At 72.7% G+C, this 22,140-nt stretch carries 21 protein-coding genes and 1 pseudogene; 11 read left to right on the top strand and 11 right to left on the bottom strand.

What is annotated here, in order from left to right; genetic code table 11:
- The first annotated feature begins 32 nt into the window (after positions 1-32).
- The 3 genes from OG990_RS13325 (at position 33) to OG990_RS13315 (ending at position 2,544) form a co-directional block, all read left to right on the top strand.
- Positions 33-539: a DinB family protein gene (locus OG990_RS13325; protein ID WP_328417365.1), complete on the top strand. Its 507-nt coding sequence runs from the start codon at positions 33-35 to the stop codon at positions 537-539.
- Between the two features lie 211 nt (positions 540-750).
- Complete coding sequence (locus OG990_RS13320; RefSeq protein WP_406080701.1) at positions 751-2,058, top strand: RICIN domain-containing protein; 1,308 nt, start codon at positions 751-753, stop codon at positions 2,056-2,058.
- Positions 2,059-2,082: 24 nt separating this feature from the next.
- Complete coding sequence (locus tag OG990_RS13315) at positions 2,083-2,544, top strand: hypothetical protein (protein WP_406080700.1); 462 nt, start codon at positions 2,083-2,085, stop codon at positions 2,542-2,544.
- On the opposite strand, the gene OG990_RS13310 is transcribed toward OG990_RS13315, so the two are convergent.
- The gene (locus tag OG990_RS13310; protein WP_406080698.1) at positions 2,532-3,491 is read right to left on the bottom strand and encodes a helix-turn-helix transcriptional regulator; all 960 of its coding nucleotides are present in this window, start codon (positions 3,489-3,491) and stop codon (positions 2,532-2,534) included. The genes OG990_RS13315 and OG990_RS13310 overlap by 13 nt on opposite strands.
- Before the next feature lie 199 nt (positions 3,492-3,690).
- Between OG990_RS13310 and OG990_RS13305 the strand changes: the two genes are divergently transcribed.
- Together OG990_RS13305 and OG990_RS13300 are read left to right on the top strand one after the other, a co-directional pair.
- Positions 3,691-5,691, top strand: a complete 2,001-nt coding sequence (locus OG990_RS13305; protein ID WP_406080696.1) for a GTP-binding protein — start codon at positions 3,691-3,693, stop codon at positions 5,689-5,691.
- A gap of 381 nt (positions 5,692-6,072) precedes the next feature.
- Complete coding sequence (locus tag OG990_RS13300; RefSeq protein ID WP_386990896.1) at positions 6,073-7,272, top strand: RtcB family protein; 1,200 nt, start codon at positions 6,073-6,075, stop codon at positions 7,270-7,272.
- A 51-nt stretch (positions 7,273-7,323) separates the two neighbouring features.
- On the opposite strand, the gene OG990_RS13295 is transcribed toward OG990_RS13300, so the two are convergent.
- The 9 genes from OG990_RS13295 to OG990_RS13255 all read right to left on the bottom strand — a co-directional run bounded on the left by OG990_RS13295 (position 7,324) and on the right by OG990_RS13255 (position 16,696).
- Positions 7,324-8,115: a maleylpyruvate isomerase family mycothiol-dependent enzyme gene (locus OG990_RS13295; RefSeq protein ID WP_406080695.1), complete on the bottom strand. Its 792-nt coding sequence runs from the start codon at positions 8,113-8,115 to the stop codon at positions 7,324-7,326.
- A gap of 105 nt (positions 8,116-8,220) precedes the next feature.
- A complete protein-coding gene (locus tag OG990_RS13290) occupies positions 8,221-9,714 on the bottom strand; it encodes an MFS transporter (RefSeq protein WP_406080694.1) in 1,494 nt (497 codons plus the stop codon).
- 35 nt (positions 9,715-9,749) lie between these two features.
- The gene (locus OG990_RS13285; RefSeq protein ID WP_355613291.1) at positions 9,750-10,379 is read right to left on the bottom strand and encodes a TetR/AcrR family transcriptional regulator; all 630 of its coding nucleotides are present in this window, start codon (positions 10,377-10,379) and stop codon (positions 9,750-9,752) included.
- 133 nt (positions 10,380-10,512) lie between these two features.
- Positions 10,513-11,457, bottom strand: a complete 945-nt coding sequence (locus OG990_RS13280) for an inositol-3-phosphate synthase (RefSeq protein WP_406080692.1) — start codon at positions 11,455-11,457, stop codon at positions 10,513-10,515.
- A 53-nt stretch (positions 11,458-11,510) separates the two neighbouring features.
- Complete coding sequence (locus OG990_RS13275) at positions 11,511-12,422, bottom strand: Gmad2 immunoglobulin-like domain-containing protein (RefSeq protein ID WP_406080690.1); 912 nt, start codon at positions 12,420-12,422, stop codon at positions 11,511-11,513.
- Positions 12,419-13,918, bottom strand: a complete 1,500-nt coding sequence (locus OG990_RS13270; protein WP_406080688.1) for an ATP-binding protein — start codon at positions 13,916-13,918, stop codon at positions 12,419-12,421. The genes OG990_RS13275 and OG990_RS13270 overlap by 4 nt, the downstream gene beginning before the upstream one ends.
- A gap of 13 nt (positions 13,919-13,931) precedes the next feature.
- On the bottom strand, positions 13,932-14,612 hold the full coding sequence (locus OG990_RS13265) for a response regulator transcription factor (protein ID WP_328417342.1): 681 nt from the start codon (positions 14,610-14,612) through the stop codon (positions 13,932-13,934).
- An 89-nt stretch (positions 14,613-14,701) separates the two neighbouring features.
- On the bottom strand, positions 14,702-15,280 hold the full coding sequence (locus OG990_RS13260) for a hypothetical protein (protein WP_406080686.1): 579 nt from the start codon (positions 15,278-15,280) through the stop codon (positions 14,702-14,704).
- 153 nt (positions 15,281-15,433) lie between these two features.
- A complete protein-coding gene (locus tag OG990_RS13255) occupies positions 15,434-16,696 on the bottom strand; it encodes an MFS transporter (RefSeq protein ID WP_406080684.1) in 1,263 nt (420 codons plus the stop codon).
- Positions 16,697-16,806: 110 nt separating this feature from the next.
- Between OG990_RS13255 and OG990_RS13250 the strand changes: the two genes are divergently transcribed.
- The 4 genes and pseudogenes from OG990_RS13250 to OG990_RS13235 all read left to right on the top strand — a co-directional run bounded on the left by OG990_RS13250 (position 16,807) and on the right by OG990_RS13235 (position 19,891).
- Complete coding sequence (locus tag OG990_RS13250) at positions 16,807-17,754, top strand: DUF5937 family protein (RefSeq protein WP_406080682.1); 948 nt, start codon at positions 16,807-16,809, stop codon at positions 17,752-17,754.
- Between the two features lie 240 nt (positions 17,755-17,994).
- Positions 17,995-18,402, top strand: a pseudogene (locus OG990_RS13245) (snapalysin family zinc-dependent metalloprotease); the annotation flags it as partial.
- An 18-nt stretch (positions 18,403-18,420) separates the two neighbouring features.
- Positions 18,421-19,110 carry a S1 family peptidase gene (locus OG990_RS13240; protein WP_406081742.1) on the top strand — a complete coding sequence of 230 codons (690 nt, stop codon included), beginning with the start codon at positions 18,421-18,423 and terminating at the stop codon, positions 19,108-19,110.
- A 124-nt stretch (positions 19,111-19,234) separates the two neighbouring features.
- Positions 19,235-19,891: a hypothetical protein gene (locus tag OG990_RS13235; RefSeq protein ID WP_406080681.1), complete on the top strand. Its 657-nt coding sequence runs from the start codon at positions 19,235-19,237 to the stop codon at positions 19,889-19,891.
- Positions 19,892-19,904: 13 nt separating this feature from the next.
- On the opposite strand, the gene OG990_RS13230 is transcribed toward OG990_RS13235, so the two are convergent.
- Positions 19,905-20,747 carry a DUF3152 domain-containing protein gene (locus tag OG990_RS13230; RefSeq protein ID WP_406080680.1) on the bottom strand — a complete coding sequence of 281 codons (843 nt, stop codon included), beginning with the start codon at positions 20,745-20,747 and terminating at the stop codon, positions 19,905-19,907.
- Between the two features lie 138 nt (positions 20,748-20,885).
- Here OG990_RS13230 and OG990_RS13225 point away from each other — a divergent pair, with 138 nt between their 5' ends.
- Positions 20,886-21,389 carry a SigE family RNA polymerase sigma factor gene (locus OG990_RS13225; RefSeq protein ID WP_406080679.1) on the top strand — a complete coding sequence of 168 codons (504 nt, stop codon included), beginning with the start codon at positions 20,886-20,888 and terminating at the stop codon, positions 21,387-21,389.
- Positions 21,386-22,135 carry a hypothetical protein gene (locus OG990_RS13220; protein WP_406080678.1) on the top strand — a complete coding sequence of 250 codons (750 nt, stop codon included), beginning with the start codon at positions 21,386-21,388 and terminating at the stop codon, positions 22,133-22,135. The genes OG990_RS13225 and OG990_RS13220 overlap by 4 nt, the downstream gene beginning before the upstream one ends.
- Positions 22,136-22,140: the final 5 nt, after the last annotated feature.

Raw genomic sequence — 22,140 nt, 5'->3', positions numbered from 1 at the left:
CGCCGCCGACGCCGTCCGGCATGATCGACGCCGTGACCACCGAACGGATCGGCCCCCCGGTGACCGGTGGGGAGCGGGAGACGCTGCGCGCCTTCCTCGACTTCCACCGCGCGACGCTGGCCCTGAAGTGCGACGGCCTCTCCGACGAGGAACTGCGCCGGCAGTCGATGCCGCCCTCCTCGCTGTCCCTGCTCGGCCTGGTCCGGCACCTGGCCGAGGTGGAACGCGCCTGGTTCCGGCGGGTGATCGACGGCGAGGACGTCGGGCTGGTCTGGTCGGCGACCGGCGACTACCAGCAGGCGTACGACGCCAGCTCCGCCACCCGCGCCGAGGCGTTCGACGCCTGGCAGCGCGAGGTCGAGCACGCCCGCCGCATCGAGCGGGCCGCGCCGTCGCTCGACGTGACCGGCCACAACGCCCGCTCCGGCGAGGACGTGTCGCTGCGACTGGTGATGCTGCACCTGATCCACGAGTACGCCCGGCACAACGGGCACGCCGACTTCCTGCGCGAGGGCATCGACGGCACCGTCGGCGTCTGACCCCCCGTCCACGGCGCGCGGGCTGTCATTCGCGGCATTCACCGCGAATGGCAACAACACCAGGCCAACGACGCCTACCAACAGTCGCAGGGGTGTTTGACGTCGAGCAGCGGAACGCATAACCTTTCATCGATCTGTAAACCTTGTATACAGATGGTTCACGTCGACGCGTCGGCGCGCGTCCCCAGGCCACCACCGAAGGGACGATCAGGTGATCGCAGAACTCTCCTCCCGTACCAGACGGATCATCTCGCTGCTGGTCGCCTTCGTCGTCGCGCTCAGCGTCGGCCTCGCCGTCAACGCCTCGCGTACCGCGCAGGCCGCTCCGACGTTCAAAGTCCTGGCCTTCTACAACGGCACCTGGGACGCCGCGCACATCGACTTCGTCCGGGATGCCCGGGCCTGGTTCCCGCAGGCGGCCGCCCAGTACGGCTTCTCCTGGGAGGCGACCACCAACTGGGGCCTGCTGAACACCGCCAACCTGGCGCAGTACAAGGTCATCATGTTCCTGGACGACGCGCCACCCACCGCGCAACGGGCCGCGTTCCAGCAGTACATGCAGAACGGCGGCGCGTGGCTGGGCTTCCACGTCACCGCCTTCAACACCAACCCGTCGAGCTGGAGCTGGTACTACAACACCTTCCTCGGCACCGGCGCGTTCCAGTCGAACACGTGGGGGCCCACCCGGGTCACCCTGCGCGCCGACAACCGCACCCACCCGGCCACCCGGCAGCTCCCCGTGACCTTCCCGTCGTCGATCAGCGAGTGGTACTCCTGGAGCAACGACCTCCGGCAGAACCCGGACATCGACATCCTCGCGTCGATCGACCCGTCCAGCTTCCCGGTCGGCACCGACCCCAACCAGTCCTGGTACAGCGGCTACTACCCGCTGGTGTGGAGCAACAAGCGGTACAAGATGCTCTACGCCAACTTCGGCCACAACGCCATGGACTACAACACCAACACCGGGCTGTCGTCCACCTTCGACAGTGAGCCACAGAACCGGCTGCTGATCGACGGTCTGCACTGGCTCGCCGGTGCCGGCGCCGGGCCCACCCCGACGCCCACGCCGACCGGCCCCATCTCGCCGACGGCCTGGCACACCGTGGTCAACCGGGCCAGCGGCAAGTGCGTGGACGCGCGGGCCGCCGCCAGCACCAACGGCACCGCCATCCAGCAGTACGCCTGCAACAACAGCACCGCCCAGCAGTACCAGTTCGCGCCGACCAGCGGCGGCTACCTGCGGGTCAACAACCGCAACAACAGCGCTCAGGTGCTCGACGTGACCAACGTGTCGACCGCCGACTCGGCACCCATCCAGCTCTGGTCCTACAGCGGTGGCAACAACCAGCAGTGGCGGGCGGAGTCGGAGGGTGGCGGCTACTACCGCCTGGTCAACCGCAACAGCGGCAAGTGCCTCGACGTGCCGGGCGCGTCCACCGCGGACAGTGTCCAGCTCATCCAGTACGCCTGCAACGGCACTGCCGCGCAGTCCTTCCGGCTGGTGCCGCAGCCATAGACCCGGCGCAGTAACGTGCCCGCCATGGCGATTCCCGACCGCGTACCGATCGCGTACGAGCCCGACTACCGCACCCGCTTCATCGGTCGGTACGACAAGGGTCAGTTCTTCGGCTCCGTCACGGCCACCCTGGAGGACGGCAGCGGCGCCGAGGACGACTGGTACCGCCACAAGCGGTGGTACGCCGTGCTGCACCGGTTCGACCCTGACGGCGCGCACACCGACTCGGACATCTGGTTCGCCGGCACCAGCGAGGACGAGCAGGCCTCCGTCGACCGGGCCGAGGCCCGGCTCGTCGAGTGGCTCGACGCGCTGCCCGGCCGGGTCTTCGACGACATCGCCATCAAGCTCTTCCAGGTCGAGGTCGACGGGCACGTCTTCGGGCTGGTCGACGGAACCGCGGACTACGACGGCGAGGACCACGCCGAGTTCGTCCCCGACGACCTCGGTTTCGACCCGCCCTGGGACGGCTGCTACGACACCTGAGCGGCGCGGCCGAGCCGGGCGGCCACGCCGCGCAGCACGTCGCGCAGCTCCGGTGGGTCGAGCACGTCGAGGTCCACCTCAAGGGTGCCGAGGAAGGCGGCCAGGTTGCTCAGCGACTCCCCGCCGGTGTGCAGCAGGCAGCTGTGCTCGTCGATCGCCTCGAGCAGGCCCGCCGTGCTGGGGATCCGCTGCGCCATCCGATCGGCCGGCGCGTGCAGGCGTACCCGCGCCGGGTGCGGCCACGCCGTGGAGCCGACGCCGCGCAGCACGTGCGCGACCGCGTCGCCACCCGGCGGCTCCCGGGGCGTGAAGCGCGGACCGCCCGGCACCCGGGGCTGGATCCGGTCGGCGCGGAAGGTCCGCCAGTCGGCCCGGTCGGTGTCCCAGCCCAGCAGGTACCAGCGTCGCCCGGTGTAGACCAGCCGGTACGGCTCGACGTCCCGGACGGTGGCCGTGCCGTCGTGCCCGGCGTAGTCGAAGCGCAGCCGCTCCTGGCGGTGCACGGCCGTGGAGACGGCGGTGAGCGTCTCGGCGTCCACGGTCGGGCCGCCGGCGGCCGCGGAGACCGTCGCCGCGCGCAGGGCGTCCACCCGGTGCCGCAACCGCGACGGCAGCGCCTGCTCCAGCTTGGCCAGCGCGCGCAGCGAGGTCTCCTCGATACCGCGCACCGAGCCGGACGCGGCCGCCCGCAGGCCGACGGCCACCGCCACCGCCTCGTCGTCGTCGAGCAGCAGCGGCGGCAGGGCGGACCCGGCGCCGAGGCGGTAGCCGCCAGCGACCCCGGGGCGTGACTCGATCCGGTAGCCGAGCACCCGCAGTCGTTCGACGTCGGTGCGTACGGTGCGGGTGCTGACCGCCAGCCGGTCGGCCAGCTCCGTGCCCGACCAGTCGCGGTGGCCCTGCAACAGGGTGAGCAGGCGCAGCAGCCGCACGGAGGTCTCCACCATGTCCGCGAGTCTGCCAGCTATTGCGGAAGCCCATGTTCCGCAATGTCGCGCGCAGGAGCGCGGTTAATCGGTTGCCCGGCGCCGCGACCGCCTGCTGAACTACCCGAAACCGCCACCAACCTTCAGGGAGTAGTAATGCGCGCTGCGTCGATGTCCGACCAGAAGGGACCTGTCACCGACCCGAAGGACATGACGCTGCGTGAAAACCCTCAACCTCGGCATCCTGGCGCACGTCGATGCCGGTAAGACCAGCCTGACCGAGCGACTGCTGCACGACGTCGGTGTGCTCGACGAGATCGGCAGCGTCGACGCGGGCAGCACCCGCACCGACTCCCTGGCGTTGGAACGACAACGCGGCATCACCATCCGCTCCGCCGTCGTCTCCTTCGTGGTGGACGACGTGACCGTCAACCTGATCGACACCCCCGGGCACCCGGACTTCATCGCCGAGGTCGAACGGGTGCTCGGCGTACTCGACGGCGCGGTACTGGTGATCTCCGCGGTGGAGGGGGTCCAGCCGCAGACCCGCGTGCTGATGCGCACCCTGCGCCGGCTGCGCATCCCGACGCTGATCTTCGTGAACAAGGTCGACCGGGCCGGGGCCGACCCCGATCGGGTGCTGCGGGCCGTCGCGGAGAGGCTGACCCCGTCCGTGGTGGCGATGGCTTCGGTGGCGGCGCCCGGCACCCGGGACGCCCACTGCACGCCGTACGGCCCGGCCGACGACACGTTCACCGACCGGCTGCTCGACCTGCTCGCCGGGCAGGACGACGCGCTGCTCGCCGACTGGGTGGCGGACACCTCGGCACTGCCGTACCCCCGGCTGCGCCGGGCGCTGGCGGTCTGGACCGGCCGGGCGCTGGTCCATCCGGTGTTTGCCGGCTCGGCGATCACCGGCGCCGGGGTGGATGCGCTGATCGCCGGCATTACCGAGCTGTTGCCCACGGTTCGGGGCGACGCCGACGCCCCGGTCTCCGGCACCGTCTTCGCCATCGAGCGCGGCCCGGCGGGGGAGAAGATCGCCCTGGTCCGGCTCTTCGCCGGCACGATCCGGGTGCGTGATCGGATCCGCGTCGGCGCGGCCGGTGCGGCCCTGGTCACCGCCGTACGCGTCGTCGCCGACGTCGCCGACGTCGCGGCGGCGTCGGTCGGCGCGGGCCACATCGCCCGGCTGTGGGGCCTGACCGAAGCGCGGATCGGCGACCCGGTCGGCGCACCCCACGAGCGCGCCGACGGGGACCGGCACTTCGCGCCGCCGACTCTGGAGACCGTCGTGGTCCCGGCCCGGCCCGCCGACCGGGTCGCGGCGCACGCCGCGCTGAGCCAGCTCGCCGAGCAGGATCCACTGATCAACCTGCGGCAGGACGACCGGCAGCACGAGATGACCCTCTCGCTCTATGGCGAGGTGCAGAAGGAGGTCATCCAGGCCACCCTGGCCGACGACTTCGGAGTGGCGGTGACCTTCCGGGAGAGCAGCACGGTGCACGTGGAGCGGGTGTGCGGCGTCGGCGCGGCGGTCGAGGTGATCGCCGTGGCGCCCAACCCGTTCCTGGCCACCGTCGGGTTGCGGGTGGCCCCCGCACCGGCCGGGGCCGGGGTGAGCTTCCGGCTCGGCGTCGAGCTGGGATCGATGCCGCCGGCCTTCTTCGCCGCCGTCGAGGAGACCGTGCACCGGACGCTGCGTCAGGGACCGCACGGCTGGCAGGTCCCCGACTGCGAGGTGACGATGACCCACGCCGGCTACTGGGCCCGGCAGAGCCACTCCCACGGCACCTTCGACAAGAGCATGTCCAGCACGGCGGGAGACTTCCGCAACCTCACCCCGCTGGTGTTGATGGCCGCGCTCACCCGGGCCGGCACCCGGGTCCACGAGCCGGTACACCGATTCCGGCTGGAGGCGCCGGGTGACATCCTCGGCACCCTGCTTCCCGCGCTGGCCCGGCTGGACGCGGTGCCGACCAACACCACCGGCCAGGGCACGTCGTACCTGGTGGAGGGGGAGATCCCGGCGGGCCGGGTACACGCGCTGGAGCGCCGGCTTCCGGCGCTGACCCGGGGCGAGGGCGTGTTGGAGACCGCGTTCGACCGGTACCGGCCGGTGCGCGGCCCGGCTCCCACCCGACTCCGCTGGGATCACAACCCGCTGGACCGCAAGGAGTACCTGCTGGCGGTCGCCCGCCGGGTCGTCGGCGGCCGGTAGCGGGCGCGGCCGGGCCGGCCGCAATATCCATTGCGGACCGGTCCCGGCCCGCCTAGCGTCATCGGCGCAAGGTCAACCGATCAGAGCCCGGGGAGTACGCCGTGTCGCAGCGCAACCGCACCAAAGCCACCTGGCGCACGCCAGGTGCCGGTGCCGGGTTGCCCTCGGGCGCGCGGTACCGGTGTCTCGGCCAGCCCGGTCAGGGCCGGCAGTTGGGGCGGCGTCACCCCTGACGCCAGCGCGTCAGACGCCGCCGCCCACCCACTGAGGGTCGGGCGGCCTTTTCATATCCGACGAGCTTCCGCGCCCGGCCGTCTGGCGCGCAATCATTTCCGGTCACCCCGCGCGATGCTGGTGCCGGCACGACACAAGGAGACCGCCATGGGATTCACCCCCCTCGCCGGCACCCGGGCACCGGTCCGGGTCTGGACCGACCCGTACGCCATCGAGCCGCAGGCCGCCCGGCAGCTGCGCAACATCGGCGCGCTGCCCTGGGTGCAGGGCGTCGCGGTGATGCCGGACGTGCACTTCGGCAAGGGCGCCACCGTCGGCTCGGTCATCGCCATGCGGCAGGCCGTCTCGCCGGCCGCCGTCGGCGTGGACATCGGCTGCGGCATGTCGGCGGTCCGTACCTCGCTGACCGCCGCCGACCTGCCGGACGACCTGGCCGGGCTGCGCTCCGCGATCGAGGCCACCATCCCGGTCGGCTTCGCCCAGCGGGACAAGGCGGTCGACCCGCGCCGGGTGCGTGGTCTGGAGCAGGCCGGCTGGGACGACTTCTGGGGCCGGTTCGCCGGGCTGGACCGGCGGGTGGCGCAGCTGGAGACCCGGGCCCAGCGGCAGCTCGGCACCCTCGGCGGGGGTAACCACTTCATCGAGGTCTGCCTGGAGCAGGGTGGTGCCGACGAGGGACGGGTGTGGCTGATGCTGCACTCCGGATCGCGCAACATCGGCAAGGAGCTGGCCGAGCGGCACATCGGGGTGGCGCGACGGCTGCCGCACAACGTCGACCTGCCCGACCGGGACCTTGCGGTGTTCCTCACCGGTACGCCGGAGATGGACGCCTACCGGCGCGACCTGTGGTGGGCGCAGGAGTACGCGCGGCGCAACCGGGCGGTCATGCTGGCCCTGCTCTGCGGCGTGGTGCGCGAGCACTTCCCGCAGGTCGGTTACGACGAGCCCATCTCATGTCACCACAACTACGTCTCGGAGGAGAGCTACGACGGCGTGGACGTGCTGGTCACCCGCAAGGGCGCGATCCGGGCCGGCCGGGGCGACCTGGGCATCATCCCCGGGTCGATGGGCACCGGGTCGTACATCGTGCGGGGTCGGGGGAACCCGGACGCGTACTGCTCGGCCTCGCACGGGGCCGGGCGGCGGATGTCACGGGCGCAGGCCAAGCGCACCTTCAGCACCACAGATCTGGCCGCGCAGACCGCTGGCGTGGAGTGCCGGAAGGACGCCGGGGTGGTCGACGAGATCCCCGGCGCGTACAAGGACATCACCGAGGTGATGGCCCAGCAGGAGGACCTGGTGCAGGTGGTGGCGCACCTCAAGCAGGTGGTCTGCGTGAAGGGCTGACCGTGCCGACGGGCCGCGCGGGCCGGGATGACCGGCCCGCGCGGCAACTCCTCAGAAGCCGGCGAAGACCCGGCGCAGGTCGTCCAGGCTCACCGGGCCGGCCACCCGCACCCCGTCCGGGGTGTGCTGGGAACCCAGCCGCCCGGTGGCCAACCGCAGCCACGCTTCGGCCGGGGCGGTCAGCTCGCCGTCCGGCTGCCGCGGCGCGTCGGTCAGCTCGATCCGCTCGCCCAGCCGCAGCCCGTACGTCTGCTCGGGCTCCTGCAGTCGTACCAGCAGCGTGGCCTCCCGGCCGGCCAGCTCCTGTGGGCGGCTGGTCCACGCCAGCATGCCGCCGACCTGGTCGAGCAGCAGCGGCACCGCCTCCGGCGTCACCGCCGCGAACGGGTTGAACGCCACCTCGACGTCCCACTGGTGCAGGGCGAACTCGCTGAGCCGGAACCGCCCCGCGGTGGCGACGTCGACCGGGTCCGGCAGGAAGCCGAGGTCGATCCGCAGCGAGGCCCGGCGCTCGGCGTCCAGCGCCTCGTACGCCCCGACGAGGCGTTCGTTGGCGGCGAGGAACCCGGCGGCGTGTTCGGCCGGGGCCATCGCGTCCCAGTGCTGCCAGACGCCGCGGTTGAAGTCGCCGTCCGGGCCGGGTGCGCCGGTGCGAGCCGCGGTCAGCGTCGCGAGGTTGATCTCCGCGCCGCTGCCCAGGTGGCTGAGCACCTGGGACACCTGCCACTCGCTGGCTCCCGACGGCAGCAGCAGGTCGTCTTCCTTGAGGTCCCGGACGAGCGTGGCGAGCTCCTCGTGGCCCGCGCGCAGAGCGCTGATGATCTGGTCGGCAGCCGTGGACATTTGTCTCCTCAACGGATTTTCGGTGATGGTCGGGACGCTACCGGACGCCGCCGCCGGCCGGTCCCACTCCGGGTCGGAGCAGGCCGGCCGGCGACGGCGGTCGGCTCAGCCCATGTGCACGGTGGTACCGGTCGGGACGTCCTCCTTGCGCACCTTGACCAGGATCAGGGTGGCCAGTCCGGCGAGCACGATCAGCGCCGCGCCCCAGGCGAACGCCACGCTGTAGCCGTGTACCAGCGCCTCGATCTGGTTGACCGGGTTCGGTGCCCGGCCGACCAGGTACGCGGCGACCGCGCTGGTGTACATGGTGTTCAGCAGCGCGGTGCCCAGCGAGCCGCCGATCTGCTGGGTGGCGTTGAGCGTCGCGCTGGCCGCGCCGGCGTCGTGCTCCGGCACCCCGACCAGGGCGAGGCTGGACAGCGGCACGAACGTGAACCCGAGGCCCATGCCGAGGATGACCTGGGCGGGCAGCAGGTGGGTGAGGAACGAGGTGTCCACGTCGATCTGGGTCAGCAGCAGCATGGCCGCGGCGGCGAGCACGGCACCGCCGACCATCAGCGGCTTGGCACCCACCCGTGGCATCAACTGGCTGGCCCCACCCGCCGCGATCAGCACGCCGGCGGTGACCGGCAGCGAGGCGAGCCCCGCCTCCAGCGGCTTGTACTGGAGCACCACCTGGAAGTAGAAGGTCAGGAAGAGGAACGCGCCGAACAGGCCGGCACCGATCAGAGTCGAGGCGAGGTACGCACCGCCCCGGTTGCGGTCCAGGATGATCCGCATCGGCAGCAGCGGGTGGTTGGAGCGCAGTTCGATCACCACGAAGGCGGCGAGCAGCGCCACACCGGCGGCGATGAAACCGAGCGTCGCGGCGGCGTCCCAGCCGTCCTCGGCGGCCTTGGTGAAGCCGTACACCAGGGAGACCAGGCCGGCGGTGACGACGACCGCGCCGGGTACGTCGTAGCGGGTGTTGCCGTGCGCCCGGCTCTCCGGCACCAGAGGTAGGGCGAAGGCGATGGCGACCGCGGCGACCGGGATGTTGACCAGCAGGCACCAGCGCCAGTCGGCGTACTCGGTGAGCACCCCACCGAGCAGCAGGCCGACCGCGGACCCACCGCCGGCGATCGCGCCGTACACCGCGAACGCCTTGGCGCGCTCCGTGGCCTCGGTGAACAGGACGGTGAGCAGAGCCAGCGCGGCCGGGGCGAGCAGCGCGCCGAAGGCGCCCTGCAACGCGCGGGCGGCGAAGAGCATCCCGCCGGTGGTGGCCAGACCGCCCAGCGCGGAGGCCAGCGCGAAGCCGGTCATGCCGACCAGGAAGGTCCGCTTGCGGCCCCAGTAGTCGGCGATCCGGCCGCCGAGCAGCAGCAGGCCGCCGAACGCCAGCGTGTAGGCCGTGATCACCCACTGCCGGTTCGCGTCGCTGATGCCGAGGTCGGCCTGGGCCTGCGGGAGCGCGATGTTCACGATGGTGGCGTCCAGGACCACCATCAGCTGCGAGATCGCGATGATCGCCAGCGCGATCCAGCGCTTCGGGTGCGGCGCGCCTATCGACGTCCCGGCGCCGGGCGCACCGGGGGCGGTCGAGGTAGTTCCGGGCATGGTGAAGCCTTCCGTGTGCATGTTGCTGGTGTGGATCAGGCCTGAGACGGGCGGTCGGGCTGGTAGCGGAGCACCGGAATCAGCACCTGGTCGACGACCTGGGTGAGGAACGCGTCATCGGCGGGTAGGCCGGACGCGACGATGCGGGACATGGAGAGCGCGGGCGCCAGCTCGTGGAACAGCTCCCGTTCACCGGCCTCGGGCGGGATTTCGCCCCGGGCGGCGGCGCGGACCAGGATGGCCGTGCTGGCCACCCGCCCGGCGGGCAGCACCTGGTGGCGGACCAGGCGTTCCAGCTCGGGATTGGTCCGCATGGCGAAGGCCAACGCCTGCATCAGGTCGCAGTCGGCCGCGCAGACAGCGGCCGTGGCGCGCAGCAACTCGATCAGGTCGCCGCGCAGTGAGCCGGTGTCGGGCGGGTTGTGTACGCCCACCTGCCGGTGGCGCAGGGCGGCGACGACCAGTTCGGTCTTGCCGTCCCAGCGCCGGTAGATGGTGGCCTTGCTGACGTGGGCGCGGGCGGCGACGGCGTCGATGGTCAACCGGTCGAAGCCGACCTGGCGCAGCACCTCGATGACCACGGCGAACAGGTCGCTGTCGGAGCATCGGGCGCCCCGGGCAGCCGGCACCCCGGCGCCCGCGCCCACCTGCTGACCGCCAAGCATTCCGACCCCCCGCGAAACGATGTCGTACTGACCCTAGTTCGCGGTTGGGTGATCGTGCAGCGTTTTATGAGCTGCGTCGCACCGGGCTGACGAAACGATTACGTTTCCGCCCGGTGTCCGGCAGGTGTCCCGGTCAGATCGCCGTGCCCGGCGGGGACTTGAGCAGAGGCGACGCCTCGGTGGCATAACCACCGCGCCCATCGCGGAGCGCGCTCGCCGCGATGCGAATCAGATCGATGTTGACGCCGGCAGCGCCACTCGGGTCGTGCACCTTCAGCTTCACGTCAAGGCTCACCGCAGTCTCACCCCACCCCTGCGCCTCAATGCCGAGGTGTGCCACCTTCTCCGACCGAAGCTGCGAAAGATACCCGAATGGGGCCATCTCCACCTTGTCCGCCGCCGACAGGGCGTTGAGCTTGGACTGCTTCTTGGTGTTGGAGTTCTCGGCCAGGTTGCGGAAGTCCTCGGTACCGCCCAGGTTGACCTGATAGGAACTGGCCAGGGTGAGACCCCGCTCCTCCAGCAACCGCAGCAGCGCGTTGTGCACCACCGACGTGCCGAACTGGCTGGCCAGATCGTCACCGAGCAACGGCAGACCCGCCGCCTCGAAACGATCGATCCAGAGTGGATCGCGGCCGATCGCGTCAGATGTGGTGTTGATGAAGGCGACGCCTGCCCGGCAGGCGGCCTCGGCGTAGGCCCTGGCCGTATCCGGGCGGCCGCTGGGTGCCGAGTACAGCAGCACCTCAGCCCCGGTCAACGCCGCCGCCACACGATCGACCTCGCTGGCGTCGACCAGGCCCCTGGTCACCGGGACACCCGACGGCGGCAGGTCGGCCGCGAGACGGGGAAAGTTGTTCGGTGGCAGGAAGATCGCCTCGGTCAGATCTTTGCCAACCTTGCCCTCGGACATGGCGAAAGCGGCGACGAAGTCGATGTCGTCCACGCCGAGGCCATCGATGACCGGCCGGCGGATACCAACCAGACTGCCGGTCTGTCGATAGAAGGAAATCCCCTGCACCAACGCTGACGTGTTGTTACCAACACCCGCCACCGCGACCCTCACCCGTTCGATCATGAACGCGACGGTACTTCACCGGATCGTGGGCGAGGGGTCGTGGCGGTGCGGGCTCAGGTCCCGGCGGGCGCGAGGATCACCGGCACGGCCACCGTGTTGATCCGTGAGCCGTCGCGCGCGGACACCTCGTACACCTCGATGGTGCCGCGCTGCTCCCGGGCCGTGCGCCAGCCGACCACCACGCGGTATGCGCCCCGGCAGCCACTGCCGCAACTGGCGGTGCCGAAGCCGGCGGCAACCTCCCGGCCGGCGGCGTCCAGGACCCGGACGCTGACCGTGGCCTCGAACACGTCGGCGGTGCCGGTGACGGTGAGTGGGGCGCCGACCCGCTCGCCGACGCTCGGTCCGGTGACCACGATCGGCGGCAGCAGGCCCGAGTAGTCGGAACGGTCCACCAGGGGCCCGTCGCCGAAGCGGACCTGCCGCACGGTGGGGAACTGGGTGAGCGTCCACACCACCTGCGCCTCGCGCAGCCGCCTGCGCCCCGCCGGGTCGTCGGCGGACGGGACGGGCCGCAGCGTCGCCACGCCGTCGGTGATCCGGGTGACCTCGACGCCGGCCGGGAGCAGGGTGGTCAGCCCGGTGGCGGCCTCCGCCGGCGTGGGCCCGGCGGCCAGCTCGGTCAGCGCCAGTCGGGACGTCGCGACGGTGGCCGGTCGGGTCCGCCGGGTCGGGACGAGCTGCCCGGACCGGACGTACCACAGCTCGATGGTCACCGTGGCCGGCTGGCGCGTGCTCGTGCTGGCCGGTGGCGGCGGGCGGGATGGACCGCTGGTGGGTGACGGTGGCGGTTCCGCCGGCGGGGTGGGCGTCGGGTCCCCCGGGGACCCGGTGGGTGCCGCACTCGACGGTGCCGCGGTGGGCGCCGGGCCGAGATCACCGGAGCGGGGGGTGCCGCACCCGCCGAGGAGCAGCGCGGCGATGAGCATCGGTGCGGTCACCGCGGCCGCACGGCGCCGGCTCATCCCGCACCGCCCGCAGCCGTGCCCGCCGTGCGCCCGCCCTCGGCGTGCTCGTCGGCGTGGCCTCTGGACCGCTCGTCGGCCTGCGCGACGGCGGGCCACCTCCCGGCGTCGCCGAGGTGGGGCCCGCGGGCCGGCAGCTCCAGCCGGAACCGGGTGCCGGCGCCCGGTTCGCTGCGCACACTCAGCACCCCGTCGAGCAGGGCGGCGTGTTCCCGGGCGATGGCCAGCCCCAGCCCACTGCCCGGAGCCGAGCGGGACGGGTCGACCTTGTGGAACCGGTCGAACAGGCGCGGCAGGTGCTCGGCCGGGATGCCCGGCCCCTGGTCGGTGACCTCGAAGACGACCAGTGGGCCTGCCCCGGCCACGGTGGCCCGGATCTCGCCGTCGCCGTGCTCGACCGCGTTGGCGACCAGGTTGGCCAGCACCCGCTCCAGCCGGCGCGGGTCGGTGTGTAGCGCGACCGGGTCGGCCGTGACCACCACCCGCTCCGACCAGCCGCGCGCCCCGATGATCGCGCGCAGCAGCGCCGGCGCGTCGACCGGCTCGACGCTTGGCCGCTCCCGCCCGGCGTCCAGCCGGGAGATCTCCATCAGGTCCTCGACCAGCCGGCGCAGCCGGACCACGTCGCCGACCAACAGCCGTGCGGCCGGCCGGGCGTCGTCCGGCAGTTGGTCGAGGTGCTCCCGCAGCAGCGAGGCCGCGGCCACCAGTGCGGTCACCGGGGTACGCAGCTCGTGCGCGACGTCGGCGGTGAACCGCAGCTCCCGGGCCTGCGCCGCCGACAGCGCGGCGATCTTCGACTCCAGTGCCTCGGCCATCTCGTTGAACGACGCCGCCCAGTCGCTGAACTCGTCGCGCCCGCGCACCGGCAGGCGGGTGGCGAGCAGACCCTCGGTGAGTGCACGGGCTGCCCGACTGGCCCGGCTCACCGGCTCCAGCGTGCGACGGGCCAGGGCGTGCCCCACCCCGGCGGCAAGCAGCACCACGAGCACCCAGCCGGCCAGCAACGCGTTGCGCAGCTGACCCAGGTCGGCGGCGATGTCGTCCTCGACCGTGATCACGTACAGCTCGGCGGTCGAGCCGGGGATGCGTCCGCCGACCACCAGCAGCCGGGGCCGCTCCGCCGGGGCGGACCGTTGGTAGCCGAGCTGTCCGTCCGCGACGGTGGCTCGCAGTCGGGTGCCCAGGGTCGGGGCGTACGCCGAGTGCGAGGGTCGGGCCGGGCCGTCGACGAGCACCACGTGCCGGCCGCTGCCCTCGAAGCTGGTGAGCAGCTCGGTGCTGCGCTGGTCGGTCAGCGGCAGGAACTGCCCGGCGAGGACGAGTTGGTAGCGGGCGTCGGCGGCGGCCTGGTGCAGCGAGGCGTCCAACCAGGACTGCCGCAGCAGCAGACCCGCCCCACCGGCCAGCAGCCCGGCGGAGACCCCGGCGACCAGCACGAACGCGATCGTCAGTCGGCGCCGCAGGCGGCCCGGAGGCACCGCGCGTCCGGCCATCGCCGACCTCCCGTCAGCCCGTGGACAGCTTGTAGCCGGCACCGCGCACGGTGCGGACCAGCCGTGGGTGCGCCGGATCGTCCTCGACCTTGGCGCGCAGCCGCTGCACCGCAACGTCGACCAGCCGCGAGTCGCCCAGGAAGCTGTGGTTCCAGACCAGGTCCAGCAACAGCTCCCGGGTGAAGACCTGGCCTGGCCGGCGGGCCAGCTCCAGCAACAGGCGGAACTCGGTGGCGGTCAGCGTCACCTCCCGGCCGTCCCGTCGCACCACGAAGCTGCCCGGGTCGATCTGGAGGCTGCCGACCTCGATGGTGCTGGAGGCGACCGGCGCGCTCGCCCGACGCAGCACCGAGCGGACCCGGGCCACCAGCTCGGGCAGGTCGAACGGTTTGCGCAGGTAGTCGTCCGCACCGCACTCCAACCCGACCACCACGTCGAGCGTGTCGGTGCGCGCGGTCAGCATCAGGATCGGCACCTGGCTGGTGCGCCGGATCTCCCGGCAGACCTCCAGGCCGTCCAGGCCGGGCAGCATGACGTCGAGGACGATCAGGTCGACCGGGTGGGCCCGCCACGCCGCCAGGGCCTGCCGCCCGTCGACGGCGGTGTCGACCCGGAAGCCGGCGCGGCGCAGACCGAGGGCGGTGACCTCCCGGATGGAGGCATCGTCCTCGACCACCAGCACGCGGCCCTCCACCACCTGAGGGTAGACCCGCCGCGACGGTGCGCAGCCCTGGCGGAACGGTCGGTGTCGGGGGCCCGGCCGGACCCCCGACACCGTGCCGGTCACTCCTGCCACTGGTGCGCCACGTCGAGCACGATCCGGCTGTGCCCGCCGGGGCCGGCCAGCACGAACGTGCGGAACGGCAGTCGGGCCCGTACGCCGACGGCGAAGGTGGTGTAGCCCTCGAAGCTGCCGCCGAAGACGACGTCGCGCAGCGTCGGGTAACGCAGCAGGTTCGCGGCGTGCTCACCGACCCGGTACGGCACGGTGCCCAGGTGGGCCTCGTCGTACGCCGGTGCCCGCAGCGAGACCCGCAGCAGGGCGCCTCCGGCCGTGTACGGCGACAGTGCCAGCCCCTCGCCCTCGGTCCACGTCTCGCCGTAGCCGACCGAGTAGCCGTTCACCGGGCCGGCGAACTCGAACACCACCCGGTCGTAGCAGTCGTGTCGGCCGGTCCGTACCTCGATCAGCGGGGAGCTGCTCAGCGCGCCGGCCGCCTTGTCCGCGCTGCCCCAGGTGATCCCGCAGTACGGCGATCCGGTCGCCGCCATGGTGGTGCTCGCCGTGGCGCCGCTGCCCGCGCCGGCGACCAGCCCGGCGAGCACGACCGCCAGCGCCGTCAATGCGCTCCTGATCCTCATCGTGGTGCCTCCGTCCGATGGTCGGGGGCCACGTCGCGGCGGCGATGCCGGTGACCCTCCGATGCGACCGTGCTCCGGTACCGGCACGGCCACTTCGCTGCGGCGTAACAGCCACGTAACAGCGGTCGATGGTGGCACCGTGGACGGTGCGGGTCAGTCGGTCACCGGCGGCCGGTGCAGGGTGCGCAGTGGCGAGCAGAACACCGGAAGCCAGGTCAGTCCGTTGGCGACCGCGCCGACCACCAGTGCCGTGCGGACGTCGACGTACTGGCCGAGCAGGCCGGCGGCCACCGCGCCGACGGTGAGCGCCCCGGTGAGCAGGAACCGGAAGGCGGCGTTCATCCGACCGAGCAGCGCGTCCGGAGTGCTGCCCTGGCGCAGGCTCACCCCGATGACGTTGCCGACTCCGGTCCGCCAGGCCAATGCCAGCCAGCCGAACGCGGCCAGCCAGAGCATCGGCCCGGTGTCGATCAGCGCGACCAGCCCGCCGAGCGGGGCGACCAGCAGACCGGGCAGCCAGAGCGCGCGACCGTGACCGATCCGCTCGGCGAGGGGGCGCGCGCTCAGCGCGCCGAGCAGGGCGCCGACCCCACCCGCGCCCAGGAAGAGGCCGAGGACGGCGGCACCCAGCCGCAGCTCGCGCAGGAAGACCACCGGCAGCATGATCGTGGTGAGCTGCATGGTCAGGTTGATGCTCGCGGTCGAGAGGGCGAGCGGGCGGAGCAGCGGGTTGCCGGCCACGTGCCGGACCCCGACGCTGAGCTGCCGGGCGAAGCCGCCCGCAGCCCGGGACGGGAGCCGGCGGGGTGCGTCGGTGCGGATCCGGGAGAGGATCGCCCCGGAGACCGCGAAGGCCACCGCGTCCAGCACGATCGCGACTGGCGCCGTGAGCGCCTGCACGACCAGCCCGCCGATGCCGCGCCCGGCGATCTGCATCGTCGCGTTGGTGCTCATCAGCAGGGAGTTCGCCGCCACCAGGCGGCTCCGGCCGACCAGTTCCGGCAGGTAGCTCTGCGCGGCGATGTCGGCGAAGACGGTGCCGACCCCGGTCAGCAGCACCACCAGGTAGAGCTGCGTGATGCTCAGCCAACCGGCCCACCACGCCACGGGCACGGACGCGACCAGCGCCGCCCGGGTCAGGTCCGCGGTGACCAGCACCGCACGGTGGGGCAACCGGTCGACCCAGACCCCGGCCGGCAGGCCGATCACCAGGAAGGCGGCCGTGCTCAGCGCGCCGAGCAGCCCCACCTGACCGGGAGTGGCCGCCAGCAGGGACACGGCGAGCACCGGCACGGCGAGTTGGCTGACGTGGAAGCCGATGCCGTCGACGAGGGCGGCGGCGTAGAGCAGCCGGAAGGAGCGGGGCCAGGGGCCGGCGCGGTGGTCGAGGGCGGTTGTGGTCGGGGCGGTGGTCATGCCGCCCACGGTGCCGGCCGCAGCGAGCGGGACCGATAGATTTGATCCTCGCCGAATCTGTCGGGGGGCACCAAATGATGCTGGTGGGGCTGGAAGCGCGGGATCTGGCGATGACCCGGTTCGCGGTGTCGTCACTGTGGGAGGTGATTGCCAGCGTCCGGGTCGTCAAGCAGCCGCACCTGTTCCCGGAGCACCTGCCCTGGTCCGGGCGGGTCCGACCCCGCCTGGCCGGGCTGGACTGGCGGCTCCTCGCCGACCTGGTGCAGATACCGACACTGGTCATTCCGCCCTTCGTCTGCCCGCCCCCGGCCACCTCGCAGCCCACCCTCGACGTGGAACTCGCCACTCTCGTCGCCAGCCCACCCGAGGCGGTGCGGGCGGGTCTCGACGCGCTGACCGGCCCCCGTTCGGCACGGCTGGCCGCGCTCTACACCGATCCGGTCGCCGGGCTGACCCGGCTGGCCGAGGTGATCCAGGCGTACGCCGACGTGGCCATCGCGCCCTACTGGCCCCGGATGCGCACCCTGCTGGAACGCGAGGTACTGCTCGGCGCACAGCGAATGGCTACCGACGGGGTGCACGGCCTGCTCAACCACCTCGACCCGTACGTCCGACTGGAGGCCGACACGCTGCGGGTGGATCACATCGTGCTGACCGGCTCGGTGCGACTCGACGGGCGGGGCCTGCTGCTCGTCCCGTCGATCTTCACCGGCCCCCGGGTCTGGTCCAACTTCGGCTCGCCAGGGCAGCCGGTGCTGCGCTATCCCGCTCGGGCGTTGGCGACACTCTGGGAGCGGGATCCGGTCCCGCGCGGGCGGGGTCTGGCGCGGGTGCTGGGTCGAACGCGCGCCACGCTGCTGCACGAGTTGGCGGTGCCGGCCTCGACCCTGGAGCTGGCCGATCGCTGCGGGCTCACGCAAGGCACCGTGTCGCAGCACCTCAGCGCGCTGCGCGACGCCGGTCTGGTGGGTGCCCACCGGGCCGGACGTTTCGTGGTCTACGCCCGTACGACCGCGGCCGAGACGCTGATCGCCGCCAGCGGCGCGGACGCCCCCTGACCCGCAGTGGCGTGACCGTCGTGTTCCTCGACCGGCCCGCCCTCAGTCACGGCGCTCGCGCGGAAGCGGTATGACGGTTCCGCTATGCCGTACATTGACCGCCATCGCTTTAACATCGACCTGCATCGATGACCGGCGGCCGGTGGTCGCCGGACGACCGCAGGGGAGTGCGTGATGTTCCGACGACAACTGCTGCGTACGGCGCTGGCCGTGCTGGTGGCGACCCTGGCGGCAGCCGGGGTGCAGCTCACCACCGGCGCACCGGCTGCCGCCGTACGGACCGTCTACTACGACGCGAGCCGGACCGGCGAGTTCCGCACCAACTTCGACCAGGCGGCGCAGATCTGGAACAGCCGGGTCAGCACCGTCCGGCTCCAGCCCGGCACCCCGGCCAGCATCACCATCTACGTCGACGACGGCTGGCCCCGGGCGCAGCCGACCGGCCTCGGCTCGGGACGGATCTGGATGGGTCGCACGGCCGTCAACCAGGGCTACGACCGCAACCGGATCGCCGCCCACGAGCTCGGCCACATCCTGGGCCTGCCCGACCGGCGCACCGGTCTCTGCTCCGACCTGATGTCCGGCAGCAGCGCCCCGGTCTCCTGCCGCAACGCGAACCCCAGCGCGGCTGAGGCGTCCCGGGTGAACTCGCTGTTCGCCGGCACCCTGGCCCCGCCGGCCAGCACGACGTACACCTGGAGTGGCGCCTCGGACATCGGGCCGACGGTGGTCGGCGGCCGGCCGGCCAACGAGAACTACCCGTTCATGGTGTACGTCTCCGGCTGCACCGGAACGCTGATCAAGGCCAACTGGGCGGTCACCGCCAAGCACTGCTCGACGCCGTCCTCGGTCCGGGTGGGCAGCGTCAACCGCACCAGCGGCGGGACCGTGGTCCGGGTGACCCGCGCGGTCAACCACCCGAGCGTCGACGTCAAGCTGCTGCAACTGGCCAGCTCGGTCAGCTACGCGCCGGCTCCGATCCCCACCACCTCCGGCGCGGTCGGCACCGCCACCCGGATCATCGGCTGGGGCCAGACCTGCGCTCGCCCGGGCTGCGGGTCTGCCCCGGCGGTGGCCAACGAGCTGGACACGTCCATCGTGGCCGACAGTCGGTGCTCCGGCATCAACGGCCCGTACGAGATCTGCACCAACAACACCAACGGCACCTCCGGCGCCTGCTACGGCGACTCCGGTGGTCCGCAGGTGCGCCGGGTCAACGGGGCGTGGAACCTGATCGGCGCGACCAGCCGCGCCGGCAACAACAACTCCACCTGCGCGACCGGCCCGTCCATCTACGTGGACCTGCCGTCCATCCGGTCCTGGGTCAACACTCAGGTCGGAGGGCTGCTCGTCTGACCAGTTCGGACACTTCGGGCGGAGGACGCGCGACACCACGTCCTCCGCCCTGCGACGTCGGGTCACCCACGCGTCACGCGCTGCGGTACCGTGCCTGGCACATCGACCCATCCGAGGTGGACCCATGCCTGCCGTCGTCGCGCTCATGCTGACCCTCGCCCTGACGCCCACGCCGTCGCCGTCGCCCTCGGCCACCCCCGGCCCGGTCAGTGGACTCCTCGGTGGCGTCGGGAAGATCGTCGACGACCTGCTCGGCGGCGGCAGCAGCACCCCGAGTACGTCGCCGACGCCCAGACCCACGCCGAGCCCGCCGCCGGCCGCCGACCCGTCGGTCCCGGCGGTGCCCGCCCCGGCCCCCACGCCCGCCGGATCGTCGGCCGGGTCCCGGCCACCCGGGGCGTCCGCCGCGCCCGACCGCCACTCCGGCGGTCGGGGCGACCGGGCGGCCGCGGTGCCGCTGCCGAACGGTAAGGGCGACGCCCCGGTCGCCCCGCCGACGCTCGCCTCCCCGACCAGGGGCGGCTGGCCGCTGGTGCCCGCGTACTACTTCCTGGTCGCGGGTGTCCTCGCGGTGCTGGCGTTGATGCTCCTGCTTCGCCGGCGCACCGCTGGCACCCCGGCCGTCGCCGGCGCTTCGGCACCGGCCCCGACGCCGGCTCCCACGCCGGATCCCGGCCCGGTGCCGGACAACATCAGCCGGCTGCCGACCAACCTCAACGCCATCTACGAACTGGGCCGGCTGGACGAGCGGCTCGATCAGGATCGCGGCCGCCGACCCTGAGGGTGGTGGGGGCTCAGCGAGCCGGCCGGGCGCCCTCGCGCGGCGGGATCTCGTCGTGGTACGCCCCGATCGGCCCGCTGTAGTGAACCCCGCGCGGGTACGGCCAGGCGTTGGCCACGCATCCGTGTAACCCCAGCGTCTGCTGCTGCATCACCGGCGCCGGCCGGCCCCGCTCGGGGCACCGCTCGTGACCCCGGCCGAGCCGGTGCCCGACCTCGTGGTTGACCATGTACTGCCGGTAGCTGGCCAGGCCGGCGCCGTAGCCCGGCACCGCCTCGACCCAGCGTGCCACGTTGAGCACCACCCGGTCGCCGTTGCGGCAGGAGGTGTAGCCGTCCGGAACGTCCTGGCACAACGCGTCGCGGGTCCCGGGGGTCGCCAGGTAGATGGTGAAGTCGACCGGTGCGCCAGCGCCCACCCGGCGCAGGCGCCAGGCCCCGCCGGCAGTCCACCCGCGTGGGTCGTTCAGCGTCGCGGAGACCGACGCGGCGACGTCGGTGACCGGTAGGCCACGGATGTCGCGCTCCACGACGACCCGGTACCGCAACAGCCGGCCGCTGTCGCCGCCCCCCGGCGTCGTCTCCGCAGGTGCCACCGACCAGCGGTTGCCGCCGGTAGCGGGATAACTGATCGCGACGGCCGGCGCGGGCGCGACACCGGCGCTCCCGGCGGCTCCCGCCGGTCGCCCGGTCGTGGCCGGTCCCGCCGCGGGCGGTTGCCCACCGTGGGTCGGGTCGGGCGTGGCAGGGCCGACCGCGGGCCGCCCGGACGCCGGCAGGCCGCAGCCGGTGAGCAGCGCCACCAGCAGCGACGCCGCGCAGGCCGTGTGCCTCCGGCGGGTAGCCTTCGTCGACATTTCTCTCCCCTCGCGCGCCGGTCTGTGGCGCTGCGGGAGAGGAGACGGGTGACCTGGCCGAAAAGTTGATCTCTCGGAGACTCAACCTTTCGTGGCCCTCGCCCGTCCGTAACGTTGTGGCATGGGGGAGGGTTCGGCGTGGCGCGCGGTGACGCGGAGTTCGTGGAGTTCGCGCGGGCGGCGTCCGCGCGGCTGGTGCACGCCGCGTTCCTGATGACCGGAGACCACCACCAGGCCGAGGACGCCGCGCAGACCGCCCTGGTCCGCACTTACGCGTCGTGGTCCCGGGTCCGCGACGACGACGCCTACGGGTACGCCCGCCGCATCCTGGTCAACCACCTGGTGGACGGGTGGCGGCGCCCGATCCGGGAGTACCCGACCGAGGAGATCCCGGAGCAGCGGCGGGACGACGTGGCCGACGAGGTCGCCACCCGGCGCTGGTTGACCGCCATCCTCGGCGCACTCAGCCCCCGTGAGCGGGCCATCGTCGTGTTGCGCTACTACTTCGACCTTCCCGAGGCGCAGGTGGCCCGGGAACTCGCCATCTCGGTCGGCACGGTCAAGAGCACCAGCTCGCGGGCGCTGGAGAAACTGCGCGCCACCGGGCCGCGGGTGGCCGACAGTCAGGAGGTGTGCCGATGAGCGAGCTGGAGCGGCTCCGTCACGCCATGCGGGCGACCGAGCGCCCCGGAGCGACCCTCGACCTGGCGTCCGTCATGCGCGAGGGGCGGCGGTTGCGGATCCGTCGTCGGGTCGCCGGGGCCGGGGCGGCGACACTGGCGGTCGGGTTGGCCGCCGTCGTCGTGCTGGTGGTCGGCGTCCGACCGGGCGACCCGCCGACGGTCGAGCGTCCGCCGCCGGTCGCGGCCGTCCCCGCGCCGTCGGCTGCCGGCTCTTCGCCGACGCCGATCCCGCCCTGGACCGCGCCGCCGACCGCGGTGGACCGCAGGGTGTCGCCGCTGGGTCAGGTCATCGACAGCGGGATCCGGCACGGCGCCGACCAGCGGGTGTACTACCTCGTCCAGGTGTCGGTGCCCCGCCAGCCCGGGGTGGACATCGGGCTGGCCGCCGGCCGTCGTGCCCCGGACGGCAGGCTGACCACGGACCTGCTGGTCAACGACGTGGAGGGGGCCGACCGCAGTCCCGGGTTCCATCAGATCGGCTACGACTCGCGAGGCTCGACCGCGCCGGTGCCCACCTTCGGCTACTTCGTCGGCCCGGCCCAGCGGATCATCGGCACCGTGGACGGCCGGGAGGTCGCCGCCCGGCTGGCCAGATGGAGCAGAGACCAGAAGGTGGTGATCTTCTGGTTCGACCCGTCCGATCTGACTCCGGGGGAGCGGCTGGACGGCATCGCGGCCCGAGACGTCAACAACCGCCGGTTGTGACCCCG

Origin of the sequence: Micromonospora sp. NBC_00858 (assembly GCF_045207365.1) — a bacterium.
Classification (GTDB): Bacteria; Actinomycetota; Actinomycetes; order Mycobacteriales; family Micromonosporaceae; genus Micromonospora.
Note: the sequence above shows the minus strand (reverse complement) of the source record. Positions and strands in the feature narration are given on the sequence as shown.